We start from the raw sequence: 25,840 nt of genomic DNA, 5'->3' as shown, positions 1-25,840 counted from the left end.
CGGTCCTGCGCGTGCGGTCGCTTCTGCGCCGTTTCGACCGTTGTCAGTGCGAGGACCTAATCTGTGCCACGTGACTTCGCCTGCATCGACGGAATTCGTTCCGCCCCAGCTCAGCGCGGGGCCGCGGCCCGCACAGGGCCCGGCCGCCGACGAGGGGCTCGCGCGGCGGCTCCGCGCGCTCGCCTGCACGGCGCCGCTGCACGATCTCGACGTACGCAAGGCGAATCTCGCAGGTGAGTACTCGGTCTACGCGATGGCGGAGGTCGCGCTCGCCGCGATCGACCTCGTCACGCTCAACATGGACTTCGACACGGGCGCCGACCACGAGCAGATAGTGGCCAGACTCCTTCCGCGCGTCGCCGCCCAGGCGCCGAACCGCCCGCTCGCCGAGCATGAGCGCGTCGCCCGCTGGGTCCTGGAGAACCTGATCAACGTCGGAAGCGTGGACCGCGGCTTCCGGGCGGTTTATGGCACTTTCGGCCCCGACGGTGCTTATGTGCGCAGGGATTACGACTTCAAGCTCATCGAGGAGGTCCCCGGGTACGGCGGCAGCGTCTATCTGCGGACCACCGACGAGGCGGTCAACGTCCTCGTCGGCGCCCTCGACACGGACGTCACCAGCGCGCAGATCGCCGCCGAGGTCAAGCTCGAAGTCCTGATCAGCCGGGGCCGGCTCGCCGACGCCCAGCTCGCCGCCGAGCAGGCCCGTTACCGGACCGTGCAGTACGCCGAGACGCTCCGCAGGACGCTGGAGGCGACCCGGCGCAACGTGCGCGCCGTCGACTGGCTCAACTCCGTGCCCGACATGATCGCCGAGGCGCTCGACCACGTCGCCGACCGGTACCGGCACGAGAACGCGATCCTCACCAACATCCGCAAGGCGCGCGACGAGGCCGAAGACCCGGAGCACAAGCGACGCGCGGCCGAGCTCGTCGACATCGTCAAGGACTGCATCCGCAGGCACACGCAGCTCCAGTCCCGGCTCCTGGACGCGGGACCGCTGTTCCGCGCGGAGCAGGACCGCCAGGCCTTCGCCACGCCCACGGCGCGGACGGGACTCGACCTGTACGGCCAGCTCGTCGCGCCGCTGCTGCCCCTGCCGGTCGAGCAGGCGATCCGGGTCACCGACGCCTTCTTCGCACGCGGAACCGGGCTGCGCACGCCCGTGTCGGTACGTGTCGGGGACCTGGTCGACATACTGCTGACGCCGCCGGTGGAGCGGGATCATCTGGGCGCCGAGATGGAGGAGCCCGACCTGATCGCCACCCCTGACGACAGCCGGTTCAGCGAGGAACAGCTGGCGAGCGCGATGGAGCTGCTCGACCTGCCGCACGATGCGCCGCGCAGGCTGTCCGGTCTGCTGGCCGAGGCACGTCGCCGCGACCCGGAGCTTCCGTACCTGGTCGCGCTGCTCGCGGTCCACGCGGCGAGCCCGCCGGTCGGCACGGCCTACCGGCAGGGCGAGAAGCGGCTGCTGTTCGCGGTGGACGACGGCACCGAGCTCGACGACCCGGAGTTCGGCGGCGCCGACCTGATAGTGGGCATGGCCCTGTTGGACGCCGCCGGGATGGCCGCGGACCGGACGGAGGCGGCATGATCACGAGAGGCGCCACCAGCACGGACCCAGGCAGGGCCGGTACGGCGATTCCATTGCCGCCCCACACGGCGACACCCGCCACTCCCGCCTCCGCCCCTGCGACAGCACACACAGCCGTCCACGCGCCGCGTGGTCGTGTGTTGGGCGGTTGCGCCCCGTGGGGTGGTGGCACGCTGCGTGTTGACACCCAGCGCGGTGACCTGTCTCGCGGTGACGCCGTGGGCGGTGACGCGGCGTGCGGTCGTTCGGCGTACGGGCACAGGCGACGTTGCCGCGCGGTGCGCCTGGGTGTGCCACGCGTCCGGCCGCCGCTCGGCCACGCGCCGCACTCCCGTGCGCCGCACGCGCGGCCGCAGGGTGGTGACCGTGCTGCCCCTGCCGGGATTCCGGGCGCTCCACGCGCGGGGCGCGCCATCCCGTCCGTACCTGAAACCGAGAACTTCCGTACCGAGGAGCAGCAGCCGTGAGCGACCACCACGCCGAGCACGCCGACGCGTGGAGCGAGCGAGCCGTCAACGAGGCAACCGCAACCGCAACCGCAGCGGCCACGGCCGAGCATGCCGAGCGCGCCGAGCGCCCCATGCCCGCCGAGCCCGCCGAGGTGTCCGCGACCGCTCCCTCGCCCGCCGCGCATGGCGCCGTCACGCCCGCCGTCACGCCCGCCGACGCGGCCGACGCCGCGCGGCTCGTGTCCTTCGGCCTCCAGCCCAAACTGCTGCCCGCCCGCGACATGGAGTACGCCGACCTCCTCCGCCGCTACCGCGAAGAGCCCGCCTTCGCACGGCTCGCCGACGCCGTCGCGACCGGGCTCGGGCTCATCGTCCTGGAAGTCTCCACACGCGCAGGCATGGCCGTCTCCGCCGGAGAGGACTCCGTCTTCGCCGTACGCATGGGCGACTACGCCCGGCGTGCCTCCGCCGACTCCGCCGACCGGTTCCTGCACGGCCTCGCGCACCTCGCCGTCGCCGCGCTGGCCTTCCCCCGCCCCGAAGACCTCGCCGACGACGGCTACATCGGCCGCATAACGGTCAACGGCGTCGACGCCTTCGTGCGCCAGGCATGCCGCCGCCTGGAGGAGCGCGCCGACGAGCAGGGCGAGAACACCGACCCGGCCACCGAGGCCCCCGGCCTCGAAGCGGCCTGGCGGATCTACGCCCGCCGCAGCGCGACCGGCGCCACCAAGGACGCGCGGCGGCTGGCCGGTTCCACCACCGGCATCGTCGGCAAGGCCGTTGCCTTCCTTGCCGACTCCGGCTTCCTGCACCGCACGGGTGACGACGCGGGAGGGGCGTACCGCACCACCGCCCGCTACCAGTTGCAGGTCCGCGACATGGCGGGCAGCGCCGCCATGGCCGAGCTGCTGGAACTGGGCGTGGTGCCGGTGACCGACGGCAGCGCCACGCTCGTGCCGCCGTCGGACGCCGACGACCTCGAACTGACCGCCGAGGCCGGCCTGCCCTTCCACGCCTGACCCACGGCCGGCCGGCCAACCAGCCGACGGGCCGAGCAGTCGCCCCACACCTGCCGCTCCACTTCACGACTTACGACGAGAGTCCGCCGCCATGTACGAGTTGTCCCGGGTCCGCCTCTACTCCATCGGGCCCGCCGGTGCGCGCTACGCCGACACCGTGCTTGACCTGCGCGGAGTCGGCGAGCCCGTGCCCAACCCCGCCCCCGCCCAGGCGGAGTTCTTCGAGGATGAGCCGGTCGGCCCGCCGCGCAGGCCCGCGCCCGCCGGCGTGCTCTTCCTGGAGAACGGCGGCGGCAAGTCCGTCCTGCTCAAGCTGATCTTCTCGGTGATGCTGCCGGGCCACCGCAACACGCTCGGGGGCGCGAGTTCCGGCGTACTGCGCAAATTCCTGCTCGCTGACGACTGCGGTCACGTCGCGCTGGAATGGCAGCACACGCTCACCGGAGAATGCGTGGTCGTCGGCAAGGTGAGCGAGTGGCGCGGGCGGCAGGTGTCCAACGACCCGCGGAAGTTCGCCGAGGCCTGGTACTCCTTCCGCCCCGGCCCCGGGCTCAGTCTCGACTCGCTGCCGGTGGCCGAGTCCACTGCCGTACGCCCGTACGGCGAGGGAGTCTCGGGCGCGAAGGGCCGCCGCCGCACCATGAAGGGCTTCCGCGACGCGATCACCGACGCCGGCAAGGCATACCCGCACCTGGACATCCACTGGGAAGAGATCCACGACCGCTGGAACGAACACCTCGGTGACCTGGGCCTCGACCCTGAACTCTTCCGCTATCAGCGCGAGATGAACGCCGATGAGGGCGAGGCAGCCGGCCTCTTCGCGGTCAAGAAGGACTCGGACTTCACCGACCTGCTGCTGCGCGCCGTCACCGACACCAGGGACACCGACGGCCTCGCCGACCTCGTCCACGGCTTCGGCAACAAGCTCGGCCGCCGGGCCGAGCTCACCGCCGAACGAGACTTCACGGCGGGCTCCGTCGACCTGCTCGGCCGCATCGTCGACGCCGCCGAGACGCGCGTGCGAGCCCGCGACGTCCACGCCGCCGCCGAGCGCAGGACCCGTACGCTCGCCCGTCGGCTCTCGGCGCGAGCCGACGAGGAGCGCGGCCGCACCGCCGAGCTCGCCCAGCAGGTCACGGTCACCGCGCACACGGTCACCGAGGCCGAACAGGAGCGCAGCCGCAGCTCCCTCATCGCGAGCGAACTCGCCTACCGGCACGCTTCGCTGGCTCTCGCCGCCGCCGAGAAGGCGGCAGGCGCGCAGCGCCGCGAGCTCGCCGACGCCCGCACACTGCACGCCGCCTGGCAGGCCGCCGAGGCCGTACTGCGCCACCGCGCCGCCGCGGACCGTGCCGCGCGCGTCGCCGTGGCCATCCGCGAGGCCGAGCGCGACGCCGCCCCGGCGCTGGCCGCCCGTGCCACGGCCGCGGGTGAGCTCGTACGGGCGCTGCACGCGGCAGCCGAGGACGGCGAGCGGGTCGCCGCCGAGGAGGAAGAGCGCTCGGCCGCCCTTCAGGAGGCGGGCGAGGCAGCGCACCGCGACGCCACCACTGCCGCCACGCAGGCGCAGCGCGCCCGTAGCGAGGCCGGGCACCTGCGCCAGCGCCTCTCCGAGGTCGAACAGGAAACGGCGGAGGCGGTACACGCCGGCTGGCTCGACGACACGGCCCCGGACGCCGACCCGGCGCGGGCGGCGCTGGCCGCGACCGACGCGGAGAAAACGGCGGTCGCCGCGTGGGACACCGCGCGCGAAGCCGCCCGGGCGACGGGCGACCGGGCGAAGGAGGCCGCCGGCGCCGAGGCGCGCGCCGAACTGGCGGCCGCACGCGCGGCGGATGCCGCGCAGGCCGCGGAGCACGCGTACGAAGCGGAGCGCCGCGCGGCGCAGTCGCTCGCAGCGGAGGACCGCCTGGCGGAACTGCTCAGCCTGCCGTCGCCCTTGCCGCCCGCCGCCAAGGGCGTACCGCAGCCCCGCCGAGCGGTCGCTGCCGACGGTCGCCCGGCGAGCCAAGGCGTGCACGCCGCTGTCGCGGAGTCGGCGGAGGGTGCCCCCGAGGGGCGGGCCGACGGCGCTCAGTCGGACGACCGGCAGACGGACGCATCCGGCGGTGCGAGCGGCGCCGACGACCGTGAGGCGGCCGCTCAGGGCAGCGCGGCCGACGGCGCCGCCACCCGCACAGCCACTCGCACCGACGCCTTCGGCCGGTCAGCCGCATCCACGCACTCCGTCCGCGGCCCCCGCCGCAGCGCTGAAGGCCCCCTCACCGTCGAGGAGCTGGACCGTAACGCCGAGGACCTCCTCGTCCTGCTCGACCAGGGCATCACCTCCGCCGAACGGCAGCTCTTCGAGCTGCGTACCGCCGCAGCCGACGACTCGCGCATCCTCGGCGCGCTCGGCGACGGAGGGCTGCTGCCGCCCGGCCCCGACGTCCTGGCCACCGTCGAGTTCCTCGGCGAGCACGGCATCCCGGCCCTGCCGGGCTGGCGTTACCTCGCCCAGGCCGTCGCCCCCGCCGACCACGCCGCCGTGCTCGCCGCCCGGCCCGAGCTCGTCGACGGCGTGGTCATCACCGACCCCGACGCGCACACCCGGGCGCGCGAAGCCCTCGCCGGCGCCGCGCTGCTGCCCCGCTCGGCCGTCGCCGTCGGCACCGCCGCCGCACTCCTGGCGCCCGTACCGGCGCCCGGCGCCGCCGGATCCGAGCGCGCCGACGTCTTTCTCGTACCGCCGAACCCGGCCATGCACGACGAGCACGCGGCCGACGAGGAACGCCAGGCGCTGCGGGTCAGGGCCATAGCTCGCGACGAGGAGATCCGCAGGCTCGCGGCCCGACTGGCCGGCGACCGTACGCTCGCCGCCCGCCTCGGTTCCTGGCGCGCCGACTGCCCGCCCGGCATGCTCGCCGAACTGGCCGAGGCCGCCAGGACGGCAGGCGAGGCTGCCGAGGCGGCCGAAGCCGTGCTCGCCGAGGCCCGTACGGTCCGCGCCGAGGCCGACGAGGCCGCGGCCGAAGCCGCCCGAGTCAGGGACGAGCGGCAGGACGCCGCCCAGCGCGCCCGCCGCGTCGCCGACGCCCTCGCAGGCCTCGCCCACCGGCTGCGAGAGCGCGCCGCCTGGCAGGTCAAGGTGCGCGAACTGACCGAGGAAGCCGCAGAGCTGGAGGCCAGGGCCACGGTGTTCCTGGAGCGCGCCAAGGCCGCCGACGAGGACCGCCGAGCCGCCCAGCGCACCGCCGACGACGCGCACAGGACCGCGCGCACACTGCGCGCCGAGCGGGCCGAGATCGCCGGCGCGCCCGAGACGCTGCTGGAACCGGACGAGGACGCACCGCGCGTAGCGCTGCCCGCGCTGCGCGAGGCGTACCGCGCCGCGTCCCAGCTCTACGAGAAGGTCGGCGTCGGCGCCGACCTGCGCGCCGAGCAGGCCAGGGCCGAGAGCGACGAGAGCGCCGCCCTCGCCGAGCTCAACCGGCTCAGCAACAAGGTCCGCACCAGGGCCGCCCAGATGCTGGAGGGCACGGACGGTGCCGACGGCCCGTCCCGTCAGGCCGCGGTGGCGCGCGCCGAATCGCTCGTACAGATGCTGGAGTCGAGGGCGTCCGCCGCGAGCGAGCAGCTCGGAAGGCTCCGCGGCGAGGCCGAGCGTCTCGCCCCCGAGGACGGCACCGCGCACACCGAGCTGCCCGACGAACTCGTACCGGCCGACGCGGAGCACGCGCAGACGCTCCTGCGCACCGCCACCTCCGAGCTCGCCGCCCGCACCGACGCGCTGGACTCCGCCCGCGCGGCCCACGCCGAGCTGCTGCGGGCACACCGCGCGGCCGAGGACGCGGCGGGCGGTTTCGACGAGACGGGGGCGCTGCTGCGCGACCTGCTGAGGGACCACCACCAGGAGGACGAGGGCGCGGAAGAGTCCGATGCGTACCCCGGCAGCCTGGAGGAGGCGCGGCAGTCGGCGGCCGACTCCCGCCGCTCGCTGCGCGGGTGCGCGGCCGAACTGTCCGGAGCCGAGTCCGCGGTGCGCGAGGCCAGCGACGTACTCGTACGGCATGCCAACTCCACGCGGTACGAGCAGGTACGCACCCCCGCGCGCCAGCAGATCCGCGAGCTGCCGGCCGCCTCGCTGCCCGAGCACGCGGCGGCGTGGGCGGCGGCGTTCGAGCCCCGGTTGCGGGTACTGACCGACGAGCTGGCGCAGCTGGAGCGCAACCGAGACAGCATCGTCGACCGGCTCCGCGGCCTCGTGGAGTCCGCCCTGGCGACGCTCCGCTCGGCCCAGCGGCTCTCCCAGCTGCCGGAAGGCCTCGGGGAGTGGTCCGGTCAGGAGTTCCTGCGGATCCGCTTCGAGGAGCCGGACCAGGCGACGCTCGTCGAGCGGCTCGGCGAGGTCATCGACGAGGCGACCAGCGCCGCCGTGAAGAAGAACTCCGACCTGCGCCGGGACGGAATGTCACTGCTCCTGCGGGGTGTTCAGGCCGCGCTCCAGCCCAAGGGCATCTCGGTCGAGATCCTCAAGCCGGACGCCGTGCTGCGCGCCGAGCGGGTTCCGGTCGGGCAGATGGGCGACGTCTTCTCGGGCGGCCAGCTGCTCACGGCCGCGATCGCGCTGTACTGCACGATGGCCGCGCTGCGCAGCAACGACCGGGGCCGCGACAAGCACCGGCACGCGGGCACGCTCTTCCTCGACAACCCCATCGGCCGAGCCAACGCCACGTACCTGCTGGAGCTCCAGCGGGCGGTGTCCGACGCCCTCGGCGTGCAGCTGCTCTATACGACCGGGCTGTTCGACACGACCGCGCTCGCCGAATTCCCGCTGGTCATCCGGCTGCGCAACGACGCCGACCTCCGGGCGGGGCTGAAGTACATCAGCGTGGAGGAGCACTTGCGGCCGGGGCTGCCGCAGCAGGACCCGGACGGCGAGACGGTGCACGGCGAGATCACGGCGACGCGCATGTTCAAGCGCTCGACGGCGCCGGCCGAGTAGCGGCGAGCCTGCCGCGGGGCGCCGAGCCCGCGGGCGGGGCCGGGCGGGCCGCGGCGGCGCCCTGAGTCCCAGGCCTGGAGCCTCAGGCCTGGGAGAGCCGGCCCGTACCCCGCCGGGCCCCTTCCTCCCGTTGCCGTATACGGGCGGACCTGCGGGCCGCCCGCCGCGCATTGCGCCGCTCGCGGCGCAGTTGGCGCGCCGTACTGCTCGGGACGGACACCACGCCGTTGCGCTGGTTCCACACCTGGCGGGTGACCCACACGTCCAGCACACCCCAGGTGGCGACCACCGTGCTGCCCACGCTGCTCAGCACCATCGGGAAGGCCAGCCAGGATCCCGCGAGGGTGCACAGGTAGGCCACCATCGCCTGAATCATGGTCAGCGAAGTGATGATGACGGCGCGGACGGCTGCGGTACGGACCGGATCGGGCAACCGTGGCCGTACCGCGGGCTCCTCCACCCACAACTGCCGCTGAGCCCCGGCCGCCTCGAACTCCCGTGGCTCCTCGGCGATTTCGAACGCTACGGGCGCCGCGGCCGACACCGTACGGCGCTCTTCCGTGTCCATCAGACCTTCACTCCCCACCGCCGCCTGGCGTGCCCCTCAACTCGGGCGCGGAACCTCCGCCTTCACGAGTGGGTGCCCGCCTTGCGCCCCTTTACGCCGTTCCCGGCGGGCCGAATGTGACGTGTACGGCCTCACCCGATCCGCTCCCCCGTACAGCAGGACGAATGGCCAGCCCCGAAGATTCCCGCGGAACGAAGAATTCCAGCCATCCGCCCCGAAAGGGCAACGGGCGTACACACAGGTGTCCTTTGCCACATTGGCGCCCCGCCAACTCCTGGAATTCCATGACAACTCATGATCAACACACCTCAGTACGGCTGAAAATCGCCCGGACGTGCCTTCGAGTTGCGCGAGGGACAGTAGTAGGCTCACGCCGTTTATTGACGGAACACCACCTCCGCCCGGCGGAGGTCGAGCTGGGGGAGGCCATGCGCTTTCGCGGGAAGTCCATCCGCAGGAAGATCGTGGCGTTGCTGCTGGTGCCGCTCGTGTCCCTCACCTCGCTGTGGGGATTCGCCACCGTGCTCACCGGCCGTGAGGCCAACCAGCTGCTGGACGTCGCCTACATCGTCGAGCAGATGGGCTATCCCATCGAGGCCACGGTCAGGGACATCCAGCAGGAGCGCCGCCAGACGCTGATCTATCTCGCGGACCCGCGCGCCTCCGACGCCCTCACCACCCTCCGCCGCGAGCGCGCGGCCACCGACGACGCCGTCGCGAAGATCAAGGCACGCGCCCAGGACCCCGGCGTACGTGACGACCTGCGCCCCCCGGCGGCGAAGCGCCTGGCCTCACTCCTCGAAGCGTTCGAAGGCATCGAACCCCTGCGTCGCTCGGTCGAGAACAGCACCGTCACCCGGCGCCAGGCCCTCGACCAGTACAACCGGCTCGTCGACCCCTGCTACTCCTTCCTCATGACCCTCCACGCCCTCGAAGACGTGGAGATGGACAAGCAGGGGCGCGCTCTGGTCGGCATCACCCGCGCGCGCGAGGCGCTCTCCCGCGAGGACGCGCTCGTCGCGTCCGGCCTCGTCGCCGGCCAGTTCACCGCGCCCGAGCTGCGCGAGGTCTCGGCCCTGGCCGCGAACCGCGAGCTGCTGTACGACGTCAACCTCGAACTCCTCCCCGCCACAGAGCGCGACACCTTCGCGGCCTACTGGGACAGCCCGGCCACCCAGTCCCTGCGTACCGCGGAGGAACGTCTCATCACCGCGGGCGCCACCCAGAGCCCGCGCGCCGTCACCGCCAAGAGCTGGAACGAGGCCGCGACCGGCGTCCTCGACCATCTCGCCCGCGAGGGCAAGGAGGCCGGCGACCGTTACCGGGACCGCGTCGGGCCCGTCGCCTTCGGCGTCCTCATCAAGGCGGCCGCCGCCGGCGTACTGGGCTTCCTCGCCCTGATCGTGTCGCTGATCCTCTCCGTGCGCATCGGCCGCAGCCTCATCCGCGACCTCACCCGGCTCCGCAAGGAAGCCCACGAAATCTCCGGCGTCCGGCTGCCCAGCGTCATGCGCAGGCTCGCCGCGGGCGAGGAGGTCGACGTGGAGACCGAGGCTCCGCGGCTGGAGTACGACAGGGACGAGGTCGGCCAGGTCGGCCAGGCCCTGAGCACCCTTCAGCGTGCCGCCGTCGAATCCGCCGTGAAGCAGGCTGACATGCGCCGCGGCGTCTCCGAGGTCTTCGTCAACCTGGCCCGTCGCAATCAGGTCCTGCTCCACCGCCAGCTGACGCTCCTCGACACCATGGAACGCCGTACCGAGGACACCGACGAGCTGGCGGACCTCTTCCGTCTCGACCACCTCACCACCCGTATGCGCCGCCACGCGGAGGGCCTCGTCATCCTCTCGGGCGCGGCCCCGTCCCGGCAGTGGCGCAAGCCCGTACAGCTCATGGATGTCGTACGGGCAGCCGTCGCGGAGGTCGAGGACTACGAGCGCATCGAGGTACGACGCCTGGCGCGCATCGGGGTCGGCGGCCCGGCGGTCGCCGACGTCACCCACCTGATCGCCGAACTCCTCGAGAACGCCACGGTGTTCTCACCCCCGCACACCGCTGTTCAGGTGCACGGCGAGCGGGTCGCCAACGGCTTCACCCTCGAAATCCACGACCGTGGCCTCGGCATGACGCCCGAAGCCCTCCTCGACGCCAACCTGCGGCTCGCGGAGACACCCGAATTCGAGCTCTCGGACACCGACCGGCTGGGTCTTTTCGTGGTCAGCCGGCTCGCCCAGCGACAGAACGTCCGCGTCTCGCTCCAGCAGTCGCCGTACGGCGGAACCACCGCGGTCGTCTTCATTCCGGCCGCCCTTCTCACGGACGCACCCGAAACGAACGGCACCGGCTTCCGGCTCGACCGTAAGCATTCCGCCGGTGCGGGAGGCACAGGAGAGGCGGGGGAGAGCAGGCGCCGCAAGTCCCTGACGACACTCTCACGCCTGCCCGCCGAACTTGCCGCACAGGCGGTCCTGGACGGGCCTGTCGAACTCGAACCGCCACTGGGCGCATTGGGCCTGGAGGAGACCTCGCTCGGCGGCTTCACAGACAGCGCCGACATCGCCGACACAGAGAGCGTGCGCGGCGGACTGTTCCAGGCCCGCGAGCGTTCGCGGGAACGCTCCCGCGAGCGAGCCCGTGAAGCAGCCGGTGAGCAACACCAGCAGGTGTCCGACCACGTTCCCGGGAACGGCGAGAGCGTGCGCCCCGGTGCGCCCGTTTCCCCTCTTCCGCTGCCCCGCCGCACCACGCCGACTCTGGTCGCCGACAACGGCCGCCGTGTCAGCGGCCGCGGCCACACCCCCACCGAACAACCCGCAGCACGCTCCGAAGCAGCACGCACCGCACCCCACACACCACCCGCACGGGAAACCGCACCGGCGGACGAGGCTTCCGGTCTCCCGCTGGGCGGACTGCCCCGCCGCGTCCGCCAGGCCAATCTCGCGCCGCAATTGCGCGAGGCCGCCACCGCCCGTACCGAACCCGCGAACGACGCACCGGCCACCGAGCAGGAGGCCGAGCGCGAGGCGGCGGAAGTACGCAGCCGGATGGCTTCGCTCCAACGCGGCTGGCAACGCGGCCGCCGGCAGAACGCCGAGGACGAGCCCGGCCCCGGCGGAACAGCACCAGGAACCAGATCAGAGAGGGACGGTCGATGACCGCACCGAAGGCCACAGCACACGACACCACCGGCCGCGGCTCGGGGGAGCTCAACTGGCTCCTCGACGAGCTCGTCGACCGCGTCGGCAGCATCCGCAAGGCCGTGGTGCTCTCCAGCGACGGGCTTGCCACCGGCACGTCCAAGGGCCTGACGCGCGAGGACGGCGAACACCTCGCCGCCGTCGCCTCGGGCTTCCACAGTCTCGCCAAGGGTGTCGGCCGCCACTTCGACGCGGGCAGCGTCCGGCAGACCGTCGTGGAGCTGGACGACGCCTTCCTGTTCGTCACCGCGGCGGGCGACGGCAGCTGCCTCGCCGTGCTGTCGGACTCCGACTCCGATGTTGGACAGGTGGCGTACGAGATGACGCTGATGGTCAAGCGGGTCGGCGTCCACCTGACGACCGCGCCACGTTCCGGTCTGCCCGCCGGAGGGTGAGTGGGCTGACATGAGCGAAGCAGGTCAGCAGGGCTCGCCGCACTGGTTCGACGACGACGCGGGCCCCGTAGTACGCCCGTACGCGATGACGCGTGGCCGTACGAGCAGCGCGAGCCGGCATCGGCTCGACCTGATCGCGCTGGTCGTCCCCGAACCCGCGGCCGACGATCCCGGGCGCGACCAGACGCTCGCTCCCGAGCACGTCGAGATTGTCGAACTCTGCAGTGAGACGCCGCAGTCGATCGCCGAGCTCGCGGCGGGCCTCGACCTCCCCGTAGGAGTGGTCAGAGTGCTCGTCGGCGACCTCGTCGAAGACGAGCTGGTACACGTGACCCGACCCGTACCTCCGGCCGAGCTGCCGGACGAGAGCATCCTTCGCGAGGTAATCAATGGTCTTCGGGCGCTCTAGCCACAAGAAGCGACCGATCGAACCGGTGACGCTCAAAATCCTCGTCGCGGGTGGCTTCGGGGTGGGCAAGACCACCCTGGTGGGCGCGGTCAGCGAGATCAGACCGCTGCGCACCGAGGAGGTGCTCACCGAGGCGGGCCGCCCCGTCGACGACACCGACGGCGTCGAGAGCAAGAACACCACCACCGTGGCCATGGACTTCGGGCGGATCACGCTCCGCGAGGACCTGGTGCTCTACCTCTTCGGTACGCCCGGCCAGGACCGGTTCTGGTTCCTGTGGGACGAGCTGGCACAGGGGGCACTCGGAGCGGTCGTGCTCGCCGATACCCGCCGCCTGGAGGACTGCTTCGCCGGCATCGACTACTTTGAGCGCCGGGGCATCCCCTTCGCCGTGGCCGTCAACTGCTTCGAAGGGGCCGACCGTTATCCGCCGGAGACGGTGCGTGCGGCACTCGACCTCGACGAGGGCGTCCCCTTGTTGCTGTGCGACGCGCGGGACCGCGAGACCGTCAAGGGAGTGCTCATAGCGGTCGTCGAGCACGCACTGGCCCGCTCGGCGGACCGGCGCCGGACGGCGGCGGCCACCTGACCTTCGGCGGCCCGCACGACGCGCCCCGAGCGGCCCGTACCCCCACCGACAGGGGTACGGGCCGCGGTCACAGGGTCCGGCGCGGCTCGCTCAGCCCTCGCCGCCTTCTTCCTCCCAGCCGAAGCTCCGCTCCACGGCCTTGCGCCAGTTGTGGTACTCCCGGTCGCGTTCCCGCTCCGCCATCCGCGGTGTCCACTCGACGTCCCGCTGCCAGTGCGACTTCAGCTCGTCCAGGTCCGACCACACGCCGGTCGCCAGCCCGGCGGCGTACGCCGCGCCCAGGCAGGTCGTCTCGGAGATCCTCGGTCGCACGACCGGAACCCCGAGCACGTCCGCCTGGTGCTGCATCAGCAGGTTGTTCTTGGTCATGCCACCGTCCACCTTGAGCGTGGTGATGGCCACGCCCGAGTCCTGGAACATCGCGTCGACGACCTCCCTGGTCTGCCAGCTGGTCGCCTCCAGCACAGCTCGCGCCAGATGCGCCTTGGTGACGTACCTGGTGAGACCCGTGATCACACCGCGGGCGTCGGCGCGCCAGTAGGGCGCGTAGAGACCGGAGAAGGCCGGCACGACGTACGCCCCGCCGTTGTCGTCGACGCTTCCCGCGAGCGTCTCGATCTCGTCCGCGGAACGGATGATCCCCAGCTGGTCCCTGAACCACTGGACCAGCGCCCCCGTGATCGCGATCGACCCCTCCAGGCAGTAGACCGGCGCCTCCCCGCCGATCTTGTACCCCATGGTGGTCAGCAGCCCGTTCTTCGAAGGAACCGGCCGACTACCGGTGTTGAGCAGCAGGAAACTGCCCGTCCCGTACGTGTTCTTCGCGGTGCCCACGTCGTAACAGGCCTGCCCGAACACAGCGGCCTGCTGGTCGCCCAGCGCTGAGGCCACGGGCACACCCGAGAGCTGCCCGACGGCCGTCCCGTACACCTCGGCCGACGACCTGATCTCCGGCAGCACGGCCTCGGGGACATTCATCGCGGACAGGATCGCCGGGTCCCACTGGAGCGTTCGCAGGTCCATCAGCATGGTGCGCCCCGCGTTCGTCACATCCGTGACGTGTACGCCGCCCTCCGTGCCGCCGGTGAGGTTCCAGATCAGCCACGAGTCGATGGTCCCGAAGGCGATCTGACCCCGCTCCGCGCGCGTGCGCAACCCGGGAACGTTGTCGAGCAGCCACGCCACCTTCGGGCCGGAGAAGTAGCTGGCGAGCGGCAGACCGGTCGCTTCCCTGAACCGGTCCTGGCCGTCCGCCCCGCCCAGCTCGTTGCAGAGGCCGGCGGTACGCGTGTCCTGCCAGACGATCGCGTTGTGCACCGGCTTGCCCGTCGCCCGGTCCCACAGCACCGTCGTCTCGCGCTGGTTGGTGATGCCCAGAGCGCTGAGCTGCCCGGCGCGCAGACCGGCCTTGGCGAGCGCGCCCGCGACCACCGCCTGCACCTTGGACCAGATCTCGGTCGCGTCGTGCTCGACCCACCCGGGCTTGGGGAAGATCTGGCGGTGCTCACGCTGGTCGACGGAGACGATCGCCCCGGAGTGATCGAAGATGATGCAGCGGCTGGAGGTGGTGCCCTGGTCGATGGCGGCTACGTACTTCTCGGCTTGTTCCGTCATGACGTCCCCTCGTCTGCGTTCAGAAGGCTGCGTTGTAGATCAGGCCCGACAGGGCCCCGCCGATCAGCGGTCCCGCCACCGGCACCCAGGCGTAACCCCAGTCGGACGTCCCCTTGTTCGGGATCGGCAGTGCCGCGTGGATGATGCGCGGCCCCAGGTCGCGGGCCGGATTGATCGCGTACCCCGTGGGGCCGCCGAGGGAGAGACCGATACCGACGACCAGGAGGGCCACGATCAGTACCTGGGTGCCGGACTCGCCGAGTCCCTTGGTCATCCCGAACGCCAGGACGGGCAGCACCAGTCCGACCGTCGCGATGATCTCGGTGAGGAGATTGGCGACAGGGCTGCGGATTTCCGGAATGGTGGAGAAGATCCCCAGCGTCGGCAGCGCCGTTTCCTTGTCTCTGTTGGCCGCGAACTGGGCGTAGTACACGAGATACGCGAGAACGGCCCCGAGCATCGCGCCAATCATCTGCCCGAGTACGTAGATCCAGACCTTGCCCCACGCGCCGGTGTCGACGGCGATGCCCACGGTCACCGCCGGATTGAGATGCCCGCCCGACAGCGGGGCGGCGGTGTAGGCCCCGGCCAGCACGGCCATGCCCCATCCGAAGGAGATGACGATCCACCCCGAGGCCTTCGCCTTCGAGTGGTTGAGCGTGACCGCGGCGCACACACCGGCGCCGAAGAGAATCAGGATCGCGGTGCCGATGACCTCACCGGCAAAGATGTCCCCGTTGCTCATGGCGGCTCCTAGGCCCTCGCCCGGGGCCGCAGCCCCGGTTCTGAAGTGCGCAGTGCGTTTCCCATGGCTGCTGAGCCGGAGTGAGGGTCCCAGCTCCCCGCCCGGCGTACGTGACGAGCATGGTTCACCGGTGGTGAGGGAGCGTCAAGGTCATGGACAGCAACCGCTGGCCGGGAGCACCACGGTAGGAACCGGGGTCAGCGGTTGTTCTCCGCGAGCCACTTCGCGGCGGTCTCCGCGAGCTCCCGGTCGCGCCCGGCGAGCATCATCCCGATCATCTGTACGTCGCCGCGCAGCGACCAGGCAGGGTGCCCGAACGTGGCCGGGTTGTTCTTCTCGATCAGGAAATGCGCAGGCCAGGCGGCGCCGTACCCGATGAGCGGCAGCGCGGCGGCGTACCGCTTGCGGCCGCGGGCCAGACCGTAGACGCTGACCGCGAGTCCGGTGAGAGTTCCCGTGAGATGCACCCACCGGGTCGCGGCCCTGGAGTGCATGGCGACGTAGTAGGGCCAGAATTCTTCGTACGAGTCGAAAGTCCGCTGCTCCATACGCGCACGGTAATGGCTCGGCGGAGAACCGGATACGGCCGCGTCAGTGCCCGGCGACCGACCGGCGGGCGACGGGGAAGTCGAAGTAGGTGTTCGGGAAGGGCTCCGGCTTGTACGTGAAGTGCCACCACTCCTCAGCGAGATTCACGAAACCGAGCTCACCGAGCAGTCCCTTCAGTAGCTGCCTGTTGGCGCGCTGGGCGCCCTGGATGCGCGGGTCTTCCGTGTGGGACAGCGTGTCGAAGCAGTCATAACCGGTCCCCATGTCGACTGAATTGTCAGGGAAGCGCTCTTCCTTGGGCGCGTAGCAGGATACGAGCCGTTCTCCGGGGACGTACGGCCTCGTGGCGTTTGCGGGAAGCTTCACGATCGTCAGGTCAACGGTGCTGCCCCTGCTGTGCCCGGACTTCTCCGCGATGTAACCGTCCGCGAACAGAGCGGACTTGTCGACATGAGGATAGAACTCCGCCTTCATCGCCTCGTCGTCGAGATCCTTCGCCCACCGTACGAAGTGGTCGACGGCCCGCTGCGGCCGGTAGCAGTCGTACACCTTGAGCGAATAGCCGCGCCGCAGCAGCTTCGTCTGAGCTTCGTGCAGGGCGTTCGCCGCGGGCCTGGTGAGAATGCAGAGTGGCTGGCGATAGCCGTCCACCGGTACGCCCACGAAATTGTGCGCGGTGGTGTAGCGCATCTCCTGAATGATCGTCGGGTCGACGGACCGCAGGGACACGAACTCCCTCGGGGCCTTGGGCTCTGGCTTCGCCTGCGCCGTGGGCGAGGCCGCTGTGACGGCGAGCAGGGTGACGGCGGTGGTGGCAAGGGCGCGCACTGCGGAGGCAAGTCGTGTCATGGTCCTCCGTCTATCAGGTCAACGCCGCGTGAGGGAAGGGTGATCGGATACAGTCCGCGCGTGTCCGCACCCTCGAAGAAGCCCGTCAAGGACTCCCACTGCTCCAGCTGCGGAGCGCCGTACCGGCCCGCCGGTGACTGGCCCCGCACCTGCCCCGTCTGCGGTGACACGGCCTATCGAAATCCGCTGCCCGTCGCCGTGGCCCTGCTGCCCGTACGCGACGCACAGGGCGGCGGACTCGTCGTCATCACTCGCGCCATCGAACCGCGGCTCGGTAAAATCGCGCTACCCGGCGGCTTCATCGACCACGGCGAAGACTGGCAGCACGCGGTCGTACGCGAACTGAGCGAAGAGACAGGCATCGAAGCCGCGGCGGGACAGGTACGCCTCGCCGACGCGCTCAGTTCCCCGGCCGGACACCTTCTCCTCTTCGGCCTGCTGCCCGAACGCGCCGCCGCCGGCCTCCCGCCGTCCGCCCCCACCACCGAAACGACCGGCTGGCACCTCCTGCGAGACCCCGCCGAGCTGGCTTTCCCCCTCCACACCGAAGCGGTACGCCGATGGTTCTCGGGAAGTTACAGCCACACGTAACGAGCGTTCCCCGGTACGTCGACTAGCCGCCCAGCACCCGCACCGGGAGCCCGACCTGCCCGCCGCCCTCACGCTCCACGAGTACCCGGCCACCGCTCACCCGCGTAGTGAACCGCTCGATCTCGGCCCTCTCCCAGCCGTCACCCGCATCCCTCACGACGAGCCCTCCTCCGCTGCGCCCGGCAGCCGGCGCCCACACCTCGAGCGCCTGCCCACCGTCGTCACCGCGGACAGGAATCACGGCGCCGGCCCGAGCCAGCACAGGGATACGCGACAGGGGTGCCTCAAGCAGCACCTGTCCTGGGCCTTCGTACGCTTCGCCGGTCGCCGTGTCGTACCACCGTCCGCGCGGCAGACGCACCGCTCTGCGGTCCGCGCCGCGCTCCAGTACGGGAGCGACCAACAGACAGTCTCCGAGCAGGAAAGCGTCCTCGCAGTCCCTCAGCGCCCGGTCCTCAGGCGCACCCCACCACACGGGACGTACATAAGGCGCACCGGTGAGGCGGGCCAGATGGGACAGCGTCACGAAATACGGCCGCAGCCGTTCACGTTCGGCGAGTGCCGCCCTCGCGTGTGCGAGCACCTGCGGGCCGAACTCCCACGGCTCCCTCGGGCCCGTGGTGACAGCTCCCCGCGTCCGGAACAGCGGCAGGTGGGCGCCCAATTGAAACCAGCGCAGATACAGCTCAGGCGAGAGCGTGCCGCGGAAGCCTCCGACATCGGTTCCCGAGTACGGCACCCCGCACAACCCGAGACCGAGCACCAGAGAGAGCGAGGCACGCAGCCCCGGCCAGCCTGCCGGCACACCCCCGGAACAAGTGCCGCCGTACCTCTGCACGCCGGCCCAGCCGGAACACGAGAACAGAAACGGCCGTTCCCGGGAACGCGCCTTTTGCAGCCCCTCGAAACCGGAACGCGCCATCCCCAAGCCGTAGACATTGCGCGCCTCCCGGTGATCGCCACCGCGGCCCTCCAGGTCGTGCCGTGCGGAGCGCGGCAATGTCGCCTCACCGAAGGGAGCGAAGGCCGCAGGCTCGTTCACTTCGTGCCAGACCCCGGAGAAGCCCTGAGCGAGACGTTCTTTGTACAGCGCTCCCCACCAGGCCCGCGCACCGGGATCGGTGAAGTCCGGATACACGCTCTCCCCGGACCGGAGAGCTCCGCGCACCTCGTTCCCCTGTACGTCCCGTACGAACGCCCCCACGGCCGTTCCGCTCTCGTACAGCGCGTTCCCGGGCTCAGCCCTGACGGCGGGACCGAGGACCGAAACCAGCCGCACCCCCGACTCCCTCAGATCCGTGGCAACCCGGGGCAGTCCCGGAAACCCCTCGCGGCCGCCCATGTCCAGATGCAACGCGGACAGGGGCAGCCCCCGCTCCTCATAGCCGGCGACGACCTGCCGCACCTCCCCTTCGCTGCCGGGCCCCCGCCGCGCGTGCTGGGGCCCGAGCGCCCAGGACGGAGGAAGCGCGGGCGCACCCGTGAGCGCGGTCCAGCCCCGCAGCACACGCGTCGGCGTCCCGGCCACGACCCAGCACCGCAGCGGCCCGCCATCCATGCGCAGCTCACTCAGGCCAGGTCGGTCATGGCCCGACCCGGCCCCCTCCTCGCCCTCCCGCACCGTCACCCGCCCCTCCCACGTGTTGTCGTGGAAGACGAGATGTGTGCCGGCGTCCGACACGACCAGCTGCACCGGCATGGTGACGGAGAGCGGCTCGTCGCCCCCCGAGAAGCTCCCGCCGGGATCGCTGTTCCACAAGGGGTACGTTCCGCTCCGCAGCCGGAACCCCGAAGACCGCCCGCCCAGACCGAAGAACCGCGCGTCCGCCGGCACCTCACTGCGCTGCAGCCAGCGCGCACGCCCTCCCGCGACCGGCTCCCACCAGCGCGGCGGCACATCCCGGCGGAGCACCACGCCGCCCGGCGTACGGACCTCGACACCGCCGTGCCGCGAAACGGCGACCGTGAGCCGCTCCGACACCACCTGCCAGCCGCCGTCCTTGTCCGGCTCCAGCTCCGCCCTGGGATCGGGCTCGGGGTACGCACCGACGAGCGCGTACGAGGGCTCCGGACTCGCGCCGTCCCAGCCCCAGAACACCGCCCCTCCCGCCGCCACCATCACCCGCAGCTCGGAACGGGCGAAGCGCATCACCCCGCCGCCCGGCTGTGGCTCCGCGCCCGTCACCGCACCGGGCACCCTGGCCCGCTCCGGCCCCCGCTGCCGCAGCCCCCAGGCATCCGTACGACGCCGCCGCCACGCGGAACGCGCGAAGCGCAGTCCCTGCACCGTACCGACCAGTTTCACCGAGCGCACCAGGTCACGACCGTCCATGCGGCTCACCCTGCCACCCGGCCGGACACGCACGGGGGCCGTTCAACTTCCGTTCACCCGTGGTGTGCGCACATGACCGGATACCCGACTGTGGGGGGCCCGCCCTGGTGTGCGGGACGATCACGTGGCATCGTCCCTGTCAGCCGCCTCGTGCGCACACCCTTCGCACGTGCGCGCGACACACGCACACCACGCGTACAGCCCGGGAGCCGCCCCATGTCCTCAGCAGCGAACACCGCGCCCCTCTGGCAGCCGGACGCGGACCGCATCGCCGCCGCCACTGTCACCCGCTTCCAGAGCTGGGCGGCCGAGCGGTACGGAGCACCCGCCGAGGGCGGGTACGCGGCGCTGCACCGCTGGTCGGTCGACGAACTCGACACCTTCTGGAAGGCTGTCGCCGACTGGTTCGACGTGCGCTTCTCCACCCCGTACGAAACGGTCCTCTCCGACCGTTCCATGCCGGGCGCCCAGTGGTTCCCGGGAGCCACCCTGAACTACGCCGAACACGCCCTGCGAACGGCCGAAGACCCGTCCCGCGCGGACGACCCGGCCCTGCTCCACGTCGACGAGACCCACCAGCCCACCCCGGTCACCTGGTCCCAACTGCGCCGCCAGGTGGGCTCCCTCGCCGCCGAACTGCGCGCCCTCGGCGTACGCCCCGGAGACCGCGTCAGCGGCTACCTCCCCAACATCCCCCAGGCCACCATCGCCCTGCTCGCCACCGCCGCCGTCGGCGGAGTGTGGACCTCCTGCGCCCCCGACTTCGGCGCCCGCAGCGTCCTCGACCGCTTCCAGCAGGTCGAGCCCGTCGTCCTGTTCGCCGTCGACGGTTACCGCTACGGCGGCAAGGAACACAACCGCAGGGACACCGTCGCCGAGCTCCGCCGCGAGCTGCCCACCCTTCGCGCCGTGGTCCACATCCCGCTCCTCGGCACCGAGGCCCCCGAAGGCGCCGTCGAATGGTCCGCCCTCACCTCCGCGGACACGGAACCGGTCTTCGAGCAGGTCCCCTTCGAGCACCCCTTGTGGGTCCTGTACTCCTCCGGTACGACCGGCCTCCCCAAGGCCATCGTGCAGTCCCAGGGCGGCATCCTCCTGGAGCACTTCAAGCAGATCGGCCTCCACTGCGACCTCGGCCCCGAGGACCGCTTCTTCTGGTACACCTCCACCGGCTGGATGATGTGGAACTTCCTTGTCTCCGGCCTCCTCACAGGCACCACAGTCGTCCTGTACGACGGAAGCCCCGGCTATCCCGAGACCGGCGCCCAGTGGCGCGTCGCCGAACTCACCGGGGCCACCCTCTTCGGAACCTCGGCCGCGTACGTCATGGCCTGCGCCAAGGCGGAGGTCCACCCCGCCCGCGACTACGACCTCTCCCGCATCACATGCGTAGCCACCACCGGATCCCCCCTCCCGCCCGACGGCTTCCGCTGGCTCCACGACGAGGTCACCTCTGATCTCTGGATCGCATCCGTCAGCGGCGGCACGGACGTCTGCAGCTGCTTCGCCGGCGCGGTCCCGACCCTCCCCGTCCACATCGGAGAGCTCCAGGCCGCCTGCCTCGGCACCGACCTCCAGGCGTGGGACCCCCAGGGCAAGCCGCTCACCAACGAGGTGGGTGAACTGGTCGTCACCAACCCCATGCCGTCCATGCCGGTCCACTTCTGGAACGACCCCGACGGCAGCCGCTACCACGACAGCTACTTCGACACCTACCCCGGCGTATGGCGGCACGGCGACTGGATCACCATCACCGACCACGGCTCGGTGATCATCCACGGCCGCTCCGACTCCACCCTCAACCGCCAGGGCGTCCGGATGGGCTCAGCCGACATCTATGAGGTGGTCGAGCGCCTTCCCGAGATCAGGGAGTCCCTCGTCATCGGTCTCGAAGAGCCCGACGGCGGATACTGGATGCCGCTCTTCGTCCACCTCGCCGAGGGCGCCACCCTCGACGACGCCCTGCGCACCCGCATCAAGCAGGCCATCCGCACCGAGCTCTCGCCGCGGCACGTCCCCGACGAGATCATCGAGGTCCCCGGCATCCCGCACACCCTCACCGGCAAGCGCATCGAGGTGCCCGTAAAGCGACTCCTCCAGGGAACCCCCCTCCCCAAGGCGGTCAACCCGGGCTCGGTCGACAACCTCGACCTCCTGAGCTTCTACGAGTCCCTGGCCCGCACCCGTCGCTGAGGCGCGCACGCTGAGTGCGTTGTCAGTGCAGTCGGTTACGTTGAGTGAGCAATGACCGACTGCGCTCAGGGGGAATCATGGCGCGCACCAAGTCCACGAAGCACCACAAGAACAAGGCCATGCGCCGTACGCTCCGCCGCGAAGTACCCAGCACCGTAGGCCTGCTGGCCGACGAGCACGACTTCGCCTCCATGACGGGCTACGGCACCTTCGCCTTCGACGACCACACGGCCTACCTCCAGGAGGTCGACGGGCTGCTCCGGGCCCTCGCGGCCCAGGGCGTGCACACCACCGTCGCGCTCTTCGATCCCGAAGACTTCCTGGAGTTCTGCCGCACCACCGGAATCGACCCGGACACGGCGGAGAGCCGCACCCGCTTCACCGCGGAAGTCGCGGCCTGCGGCGCCTGCGTCCCGTACACCGGCCAGCCCATCGACAGCCTCGTACCCATGCTGATCAACGAAGCGGTCCGCCAGGCCACTTGGGAGTACGCGACCCTGCTCCTGGCCCGGCTCGGCAACTGCGCCGAATGCGGCGAGGACATCGGCCGCGAGGCTCTCGACAGGGCATCGCGGCTCGTCACCCGCCTGCTCGAACAGGCCGGCCAGGGCAGCCACCACCTCGTCTGCAGCGTCCCGGCCGAAGAGGAACAACTCCTCGCCGTGCTCCACGCGGAGTGCACCGCGAGCGAGCCGGTCCGCCTGACCGAGGCCGAAGGCGCCGAGTTCGTGACGGTCCTCGCAGCCGGTATCGCCGTGGAAAGCACCGGGGGAGTAGTGCTGAGGACCACCGAGCCCGGAGCCCCGGACCGGCTCCACGGCTGGCGGCTCCACCGGGGCCGCCTGGTCGCACTCACCGCGGGCGAGGTATTCAGCGCCTACTGCACGGACGCGGACACCGGCGATCCCGTATCCCCGGAGCCCGATGTCGAGTACTGCCCGGGCTTCGACATCGAAGAGCCCGACATCCACCAGTGAACGCTCGAGGGGCTCCCGGCCGCACGGCCGGGAGCCCCTCGAGTCCACACGAAAACCGTCCGGAAATTACTCTCCGGACAGCACCGCCTGCGCGGCCGCCCGAGCCTCGTCGGCGGTGTCCGTGGCACGCGCCGCCGCGGCAGCGCGCTCGCACTGCGCGAGCGTGTGCTTCGCCAGCGTCGCGCGGACATAAGGAATCGCCTTCGCGCCCATCGACAGAGAGGTGACACCGAGGCCGGTCAGCACACATGCGAGCAGCGGATCGGCCGCAGCCTCACCACACACGCCACAGCTCTTGCCCTCGGCCTTGGCGGCGTCGGCCGACGCCGCCACCAGGTCCAGCAGCGCGGGCTGCCACGGATCCTGGAGCCGCGACACCGCACCGACCTGCCGGTCCGCGGCGAACGTGTACTGAGCCAGGTCGTTCGTCCCCAGTGAAAGGAACTCGACTTCCTGCAGAATCGACCGCGCCCGCAGTGCGGCGGACGGAATCTCGACCATCGCGCCGAACTTCGCCTGCAGCCCGGCCGCACGGCACGCGTCCGCGAAGGCCTTGGCGTCCGTACGGTCCGCGACCATCGGAGCCATGACCTCGAGGTACACCGGCAGGCCCTTGACGGCCTTGGCCAGCGCGGTCAGCTGCGTACGCAGCACATCCGGGTGCTCGAGCAGCGACCGCAGCCCCCGCACACCGAGCGCCGGGTTCGGCTCCTCGGCCGGCGTCAGGAAGTCGAGCGGCTTGTCCGCGCCCGCGTCCAGCACCCGAACGACCACACGGCCCTCGGGGAACGCCTCCAGAACCTTGCGGTAGGCCTCGACCTGCTTCTCCTCAGACGGCGCCTGCTTGCTGTCGTCGAGGAAGAGGAACTCCGTACGGAACAGACCGACACCCTCAGCACCGGCCTCGACCGCGGCCGGCACATCGGCGGGACCGCCGATGTTGGCAAGCAGCGGCACCTTGTGACCGTCGGACGTCGCACCGGGACCCGTCGACGCCGAGAGCGCGGCCCTGCGTGCGGCGGCAGCCGCCTCAAGCTCGGCACGCTTGTCCGCAGTGGGCTCGACAAAGATCTCGCCCGTACTGCCGTCCACCGCGATCACCGTGCCCTCGGCCAGCTCGCCGGCACCTGGAAGAGCCACCACTGCGGGCACACCGAGGGCCCGCGCCAGAATCGCACTGTGGCTGGTCGGCCCGCCCTCTTCGGTTACGAAGCCGAGAACCAGCGTGGGGTCGAGCAGAGCCGTGTCGGCGGGAGCCAGATCCCGCGCGATCAGCACATAGGGCTCGTCACTGTCCGGCACACCCGGCATCGGCACGCCCAGCAGACGGGCGACAATACGATTCCGCACGTCATCCAGGTCCGCGACACGACCGGCCAGGTACTCGCCGGCATTGGCCAGCAGAGCCCGGTACGCGGCAAAAGCGTCGTACACCCCCCGCTCGGCCGTGCTACCGACGGCAATGCGCCGGTCCACATCCGCCATGAGCTCGGGATCCTGCGCCATCATGGCCTGCGCCTCGAGCACATGCTGTGCCTCGCCGCCGGCCAGGTTGCCGCGCGCAATCAGGTCGGCTGCCACAGCTTCCACGGCCTGGCGGGCACGCCCCTGTTCGCGCTCCGCCTCCTCTGCGGGAATCTGCTTGGCCGGCGGCTCGAGAACCGCCGTGCCCATGTGCCGAACCTCGCCGATCGCCACACCGTGGCTCACGCCGACGCCTCGCAGCGTTGTCTCCATTTCACCGTCTCCGATAGTTGCGGCGAGACCCTGTCCAGTCCCCCCGCGATGGATGTCGTACCCGCGGTCGCCCTTACGGCGCCGGCGTCACTGCCAGCTGAAGAGCTCGTCTCCGGGCTTCACGTCGCCGTCCTCCCTGACGTCGCCGAGGGAGTCGGTCGTGGCCTCGAGCGCCACGATCGGGCACACCGGCGACTTGCCGGCTTCTTCGACGGCTGCCGGGTTCCACCGCACGATCGCCTGGCCGCGCGTCACCGTGTCCCCCTTGTTCACGAGCAGCTCGAAGCCTTCACCATTGAGCTGCACGGTGTCGATGCCCAGGTGCGTCAGAACTCCGTGCCCGTCGCCGTCGACGACGACATACGCGTGCGGGTGCAGGGAGACGATGACACCGTCAACGGGAGCGACAGCCTCCGACGGCTCACGCACGGGGTCGATTGCGGTGCCGGGACCGACCATCGCGCCGGAGAACACCGGGTCAGGGACTGCGGCCAGTGCGATGGCGCGTCCAGCAAGAGGGGACGTCACGCTGGTCATGGGGGCCTCCCAGGGGTGGAGAGTTCGTGTGCCGCCGTCACTACCTGTCGAGGACGGCGTACTTTTCAGTAGGGTAAATCACTAGAAGTCCCGGTTCCGCACGAGAGCTGCCGCTTGGCGGACCTAGGGGTGCACCGGCAACGGTTTGCCTCGTCTGCCGGAGCGATGTAGTGTCGTAGTCCTGCTTGAGACCGGCACCCACCCCGTTGTGGGTCCGTGGCTCGGTAGCTTCTGACAGGTCTAGACCCTATCCCTAATCTGAAATTCTGCATGTCCGCAGGACGATGGTCAGGGAGACGGAAAAGCACTGATAGAGTCGGAATCGCCGGAAAGGGAAACGCGAAAGCGAAGACCTGGAAAGCACCGAGGAAGTCGGACAGAAAGAGTCTGATAGAGTCGGAAACACGAAATACTGAACGAAAGCCCGGAGGAAAGCCCGCGAGGGTGAGTACAAAGGAAGCGTCCGTTCCTTGAGAACTCAACAGCGTGCCAAAAGTCAACGCCAGATA

18 protein-coding genes are annotated in these 25,840 nt (G+C 70.9%); 10 read left to right on the top strand and 8 right to left on the bottom strand.

The window, feature by feature from the left end:
- Positions 1–70: 70 nt before the first annotated feature.
- From ABZX79_RS35300 to ABZX79_RS35290, 3 genes are all read left to right on the top strand, one after another.
- Positions 71–1,597 carry a hypothetical protein gene (locus ABZX79_RS35300; protein ID WP_355267308.1) on the top strand — a complete coding sequence of 509 codons (1,527 nt, stop codon included), beginning with the start codon at positions 71–73 and terminating at the stop codon, positions 1,595–1,597.
- A gap of 463 nt (positions 1,598–2,060) precedes the next feature.
- On the top strand, positions 2,061–3,068 hold the full coding sequence (locus ABZX79_RS35295) for a hypothetical protein (RefSeq protein WP_355267305.1): 1,008 nt from the start codon (positions 2,061–2,063) through the stop codon (positions 3,066–3,068).
- Between the two features lie 91 nt (positions 3,069–3,159).
- Positions 3,160–8,052: a hypothetical protein gene (locus ABZX79_RS35290; protein WP_355267302.1), complete on the top strand. Its 4,893-nt coding sequence runs from the start codon at positions 3,160–3,162 to the stop codon at positions 8,050–8,052.
- An 82-nt stretch (positions 8,053–8,134) separates the two neighbouring features.
- On the opposite strand, the gene ABZX79_RS35285 is transcribed toward ABZX79_RS35290, so the two are convergent.
- A complete protein-coding gene (locus ABZX79_RS35285) occupies positions 8,135–8,620 on the bottom strand; it encodes a hypothetical protein (RefSeq protein WP_355267299.1) in 486 nt (161 codons plus the stop codon).
- A 428-nt stretch (positions 8,621–9,048) separates the two neighbouring features.
- On the opposite strand from ABZX79_RS35285, the gene ABZX79_RS35280 reads away from it, so the two are divergent.
- Genes ABZX79_RS35280 through ABZX79_RS35265 form a run of 4 tightly spaced genes read left to right on the top strand, consistent with a single transcriptional unit; the run spans position 9,049 to position 13,207 of the window.
- Complete coding sequence (locus ABZX79_RS35280) at positions 9,049–11,772, top strand: nitrate- and nitrite sensing domain-containing protein (protein WP_355267296.1); 2,724 nt, start codon at positions 9,049–9,051, stop codon at positions 11,770–11,772.
- Positions 11,769–12,209 carry a roadblock/LC7 domain-containing protein gene (locus tag ABZX79_RS35275; protein ID WP_355267293.1) on the top strand — a complete coding sequence of 147 codons (441 nt, stop codon included), beginning with the start codon at positions 11,769–11,771 and terminating at the stop codon, positions 12,207–12,209. Before ABZX79_RS35280 ends, ABZX79_RS35275 begins: the two co-directional genes overlap by 4 nt.
- A gap of 10 nt (positions 12,210–12,219) precedes the next feature.
- Entirely contained in the window at positions 12,220–12,618 is a 399-nt protein-coding gene (locus tag ABZX79_RS35270; RefSeq protein ID WP_093801939.1) for a DUF742 domain-containing protein, read from the top strand.
- Positions 12,599–13,207, top strand: a complete 609-nt coding sequence (locus ABZX79_RS35265) for an ATP/GTP-binding protein (RefSeq protein ID WP_355267289.1) — start codon at positions 12,599–12,601, stop codon at positions 13,205–13,207. The genes ABZX79_RS35270 and ABZX79_RS35265 overlap by 20 nt, the downstream gene beginning before the upstream one ends.
- Before the next feature lie 90 nt (positions 13,208–13,297).
- Here the strand turns inward: ABZX79_RS35265 and glpK are convergent, their stop codons facing one another.
- The 4 genes from glpK to ABZX79_RS35245 form a co-directional block, all read right to left on the bottom strand.
- Positions 13,298–14,821, bottom strand: coding sequence for a glycerol kinase GlpK (gene glpK, locus ABZX79_RS35260; protein WP_355267286.1), 1,524 nt, complete (start codon positions 14,819–14,821; stop codon positions 13,298–13,300).
- 19 nt (positions 14,822–14,840) lie between these two features.
- Positions 14,841–15,566, bottom strand: a complete 726-nt coding sequence (locus ABZX79_RS35255; protein ID WP_355267283.1) for an MIP/aquaporin family protein — start codon at positions 15,564–15,566, stop codon at positions 14,841–14,843.
- A 197-nt stretch (positions 15,567–15,763) separates the two neighbouring features.
- On the bottom strand, positions 15,764–16,114 hold the full coding sequence (locus tag ABZX79_RS35250) for a DUF962 domain-containing protein (RefSeq protein WP_355267280.1): 351 nt from the start codon (positions 16,112–16,114) through the stop codon (positions 15,764–15,766).
- Positions 16,115–16,157: 43 nt separating this feature from the next.
- Positions 16,158–16,964, bottom strand: a complete 807-nt coding sequence (locus tag ABZX79_RS35245; RefSeq protein WP_355267277.1) for a M15 family metallopeptidase — start codon at positions 16,962–16,964, stop codon at positions 16,158–16,160.
- A gap of 60 nt (positions 16,965–17,024) precedes the next feature.
- On the opposite strand from ABZX79_RS35245, the gene ABZX79_RS35240 reads away from it, so the two are divergent.
- Entirely contained in the window at positions 17,025–17,555 is a 531-nt protein-coding gene (locus ABZX79_RS35240) for an NUDIX domain-containing protein (protein ID WP_355267274.1), read from the top strand.
- A gap of 22 nt (positions 17,556–17,577) precedes the next feature.
- On the opposite strand, the gene ABZX79_RS35235 is transcribed toward ABZX79_RS35240, so the two are convergent.
- Complete coding sequence (locus tag ABZX79_RS35235; protein ID WP_355267271.1) at positions 17,578–19,887, bottom strand: glycoside hydrolase family 31 protein; 2,310 nt, start codon at positions 19,885–19,887, stop codon at positions 17,578–17,580.
- Between the two features lie 216 nt (positions 19,888–20,103).
- Between ABZX79_RS35235 and ABZX79_RS35230 the strand changes: the two genes are divergently transcribed.
- Complete coding sequence (locus ABZX79_RS35230) at positions 20,104–22,080, top strand: acetoacetate--CoA ligase (RefSeq protein WP_355267268.1); 1,977 nt, start codon at positions 20,104–20,106, stop codon at positions 22,078–22,080.
- 77 nt (positions 22,081–22,157) lie between these two features.
- Positions 22,158–23,057 carry a hypothetical protein gene (locus ABZX79_RS35225; RefSeq protein WP_355267265.1) on the top strand — a complete coding sequence of 300 codons (900 nt, stop codon included), beginning with the start codon at positions 22,158–22,160 and terminating at the stop codon, positions 23,055–23,057.
- Positions 23,058–23,123: 66 nt separating this feature from the next.
- Here the strand turns inward: ABZX79_RS35225 and ptsP are convergent, their stop codons facing one another.
- Positions 23,124–24,794 carry a phosphoenolpyruvate--protein phosphotransferase gene (ptsP, locus tag ABZX79_RS35220; protein ID WP_355267262.1) on the bottom strand — a complete coding sequence of 557 codons (1,671 nt, stop codon included), beginning with the start codon at positions 24,792–24,794 and terminating at the stop codon, positions 23,124–23,126.
- 87 nt (positions 24,795–24,881) lie between these two features.
- Positions 24,882–25,331, bottom strand: a complete 450-nt coding sequence (locus ABZX79_RS35215) for a PTS glucose transporter subunit IIA (RefSeq protein ID WP_355267260.1) — start codon at positions 25,329–25,331, stop codon at positions 24,882–24,884.
- Between the last annotated feature and the right edge of the window lie 509 nt (positions 25,332–25,840).

It is taken from the genome of Streptomyces sp. NPDC002994 (assembly GCF_040611155.1).
GTDB lineage: Bacteria > Actinomycetota > Actinomycetes > Streptomycetales > Streptomycetaceae > Streptomyces.
Note: the sequence above shows the minus strand (reverse complement) of the source record. Positions and strands in the feature narration are given on the sequence as shown.

Bases quoted from the DNA above. Each gene is read 5' to 3' on its own strand.
- ABZX79_RS35270 (WP_093801939.1), top strand. From the start codon at position 12,220: ATGAGCGAAGCAGGTCAGCAGGGCTCGCCGCACTGGTTCGACGACGAC.
- glpK (WP_355267286.1), bottom strand. From the start codon at position 14,821: ATGACGGAACAAGCCGAGAAGTACGTAGCCGCCATCGACCAGGGCACC.
- ABZX79_RS35225 (WP_355267265.1), top strand. From the start codon at position 22,158: ATGGCGCGCACCAAGTCCACGAAGCACCACAAGAACAAGGCCATGCGC.
- ABZX79_RS35250 (WP_355267280.1), bottom strand. From the start codon at position 16,114: ATGGAGCAGCGGACTTTCGACTCGTACGAAGAATTCTGGCCCTACTAC.
- ptsP (WP_355267262.1), bottom strand. From the start codon at position 24,794: ATGGAGACAACGCTGCGAGGCGTCGGCGTGAGCCACGGTGTGGCGATC.
- ABZX79_RS35275 (WP_355267293.1), top strand. From the start codon at position 11,769: ATGACCGCACCGAAGGCCACAGCACACGACACCACCGGCCGCGGCTCG.
- ABZX79_RS35265 (WP_355267289.1), top strand. From the start codon at position 12,599: ATGGTCTTCGGGCGCTCTAGCCACAAGAAGCGACCGATCGAACCGGTG.
- ABZX79_RS35245 (WP_355267277.1), bottom strand. From the start codon at position 16,964: ATGACACGACTTGCCTCCGCAGTGCGCGCCCTTGCCACCACCGCCGTC.
- ABZX79_RS35230 (WP_355267268.1), top strand. From the start codon at position 20,104: ATGTCCTCAGCAGCGAACACCGCGCCCCTCTGGCAGCCGGACGCGGAC.
- ABZX79_RS35280 (WP_355267296.1), top strand. From the start codon at position 9,049: ATGCGCTTTCGCGGGAAGTCCATCCGCAGGAAGATCGTGGCGTTGCTG.
- ABZX79_RS35290 (WP_355267302.1), top strand. From the start codon at position 3,160: ATGTACGAGTTGTCCCGGGTCCGCCTCTACTCCATCGGGCCCGCCGGT.
- ABZX79_RS35285 (WP_355267299.1), bottom strand. From the start codon at position 8,620: ATGGACACGGAAGAGCGCCGTACGGTGTCGGCCGCGGCGCCCGTAGCG.
- ABZX79_RS35255 (WP_355267283.1), bottom strand. From the start codon at position 15,566: ATGAGCAACGGGGACATCTTTGCCGGTGAGGTCATCGGCACCGCGATC.
- ABZX79_RS35235 (WP_355267271.1), bottom strand. From the start codon at position 19,887: ATGGACGGTCGTGACCTGGTGCGCTCGGTGAAACTGGTCGGTACGGTG.
- ABZX79_RS35215 (WP_355267260.1), bottom strand. From the start codon at position 25,331: ATGACCAGCGTGACGTCCCCTCTTGCTGGACGCGCCATCGCACTGGCC.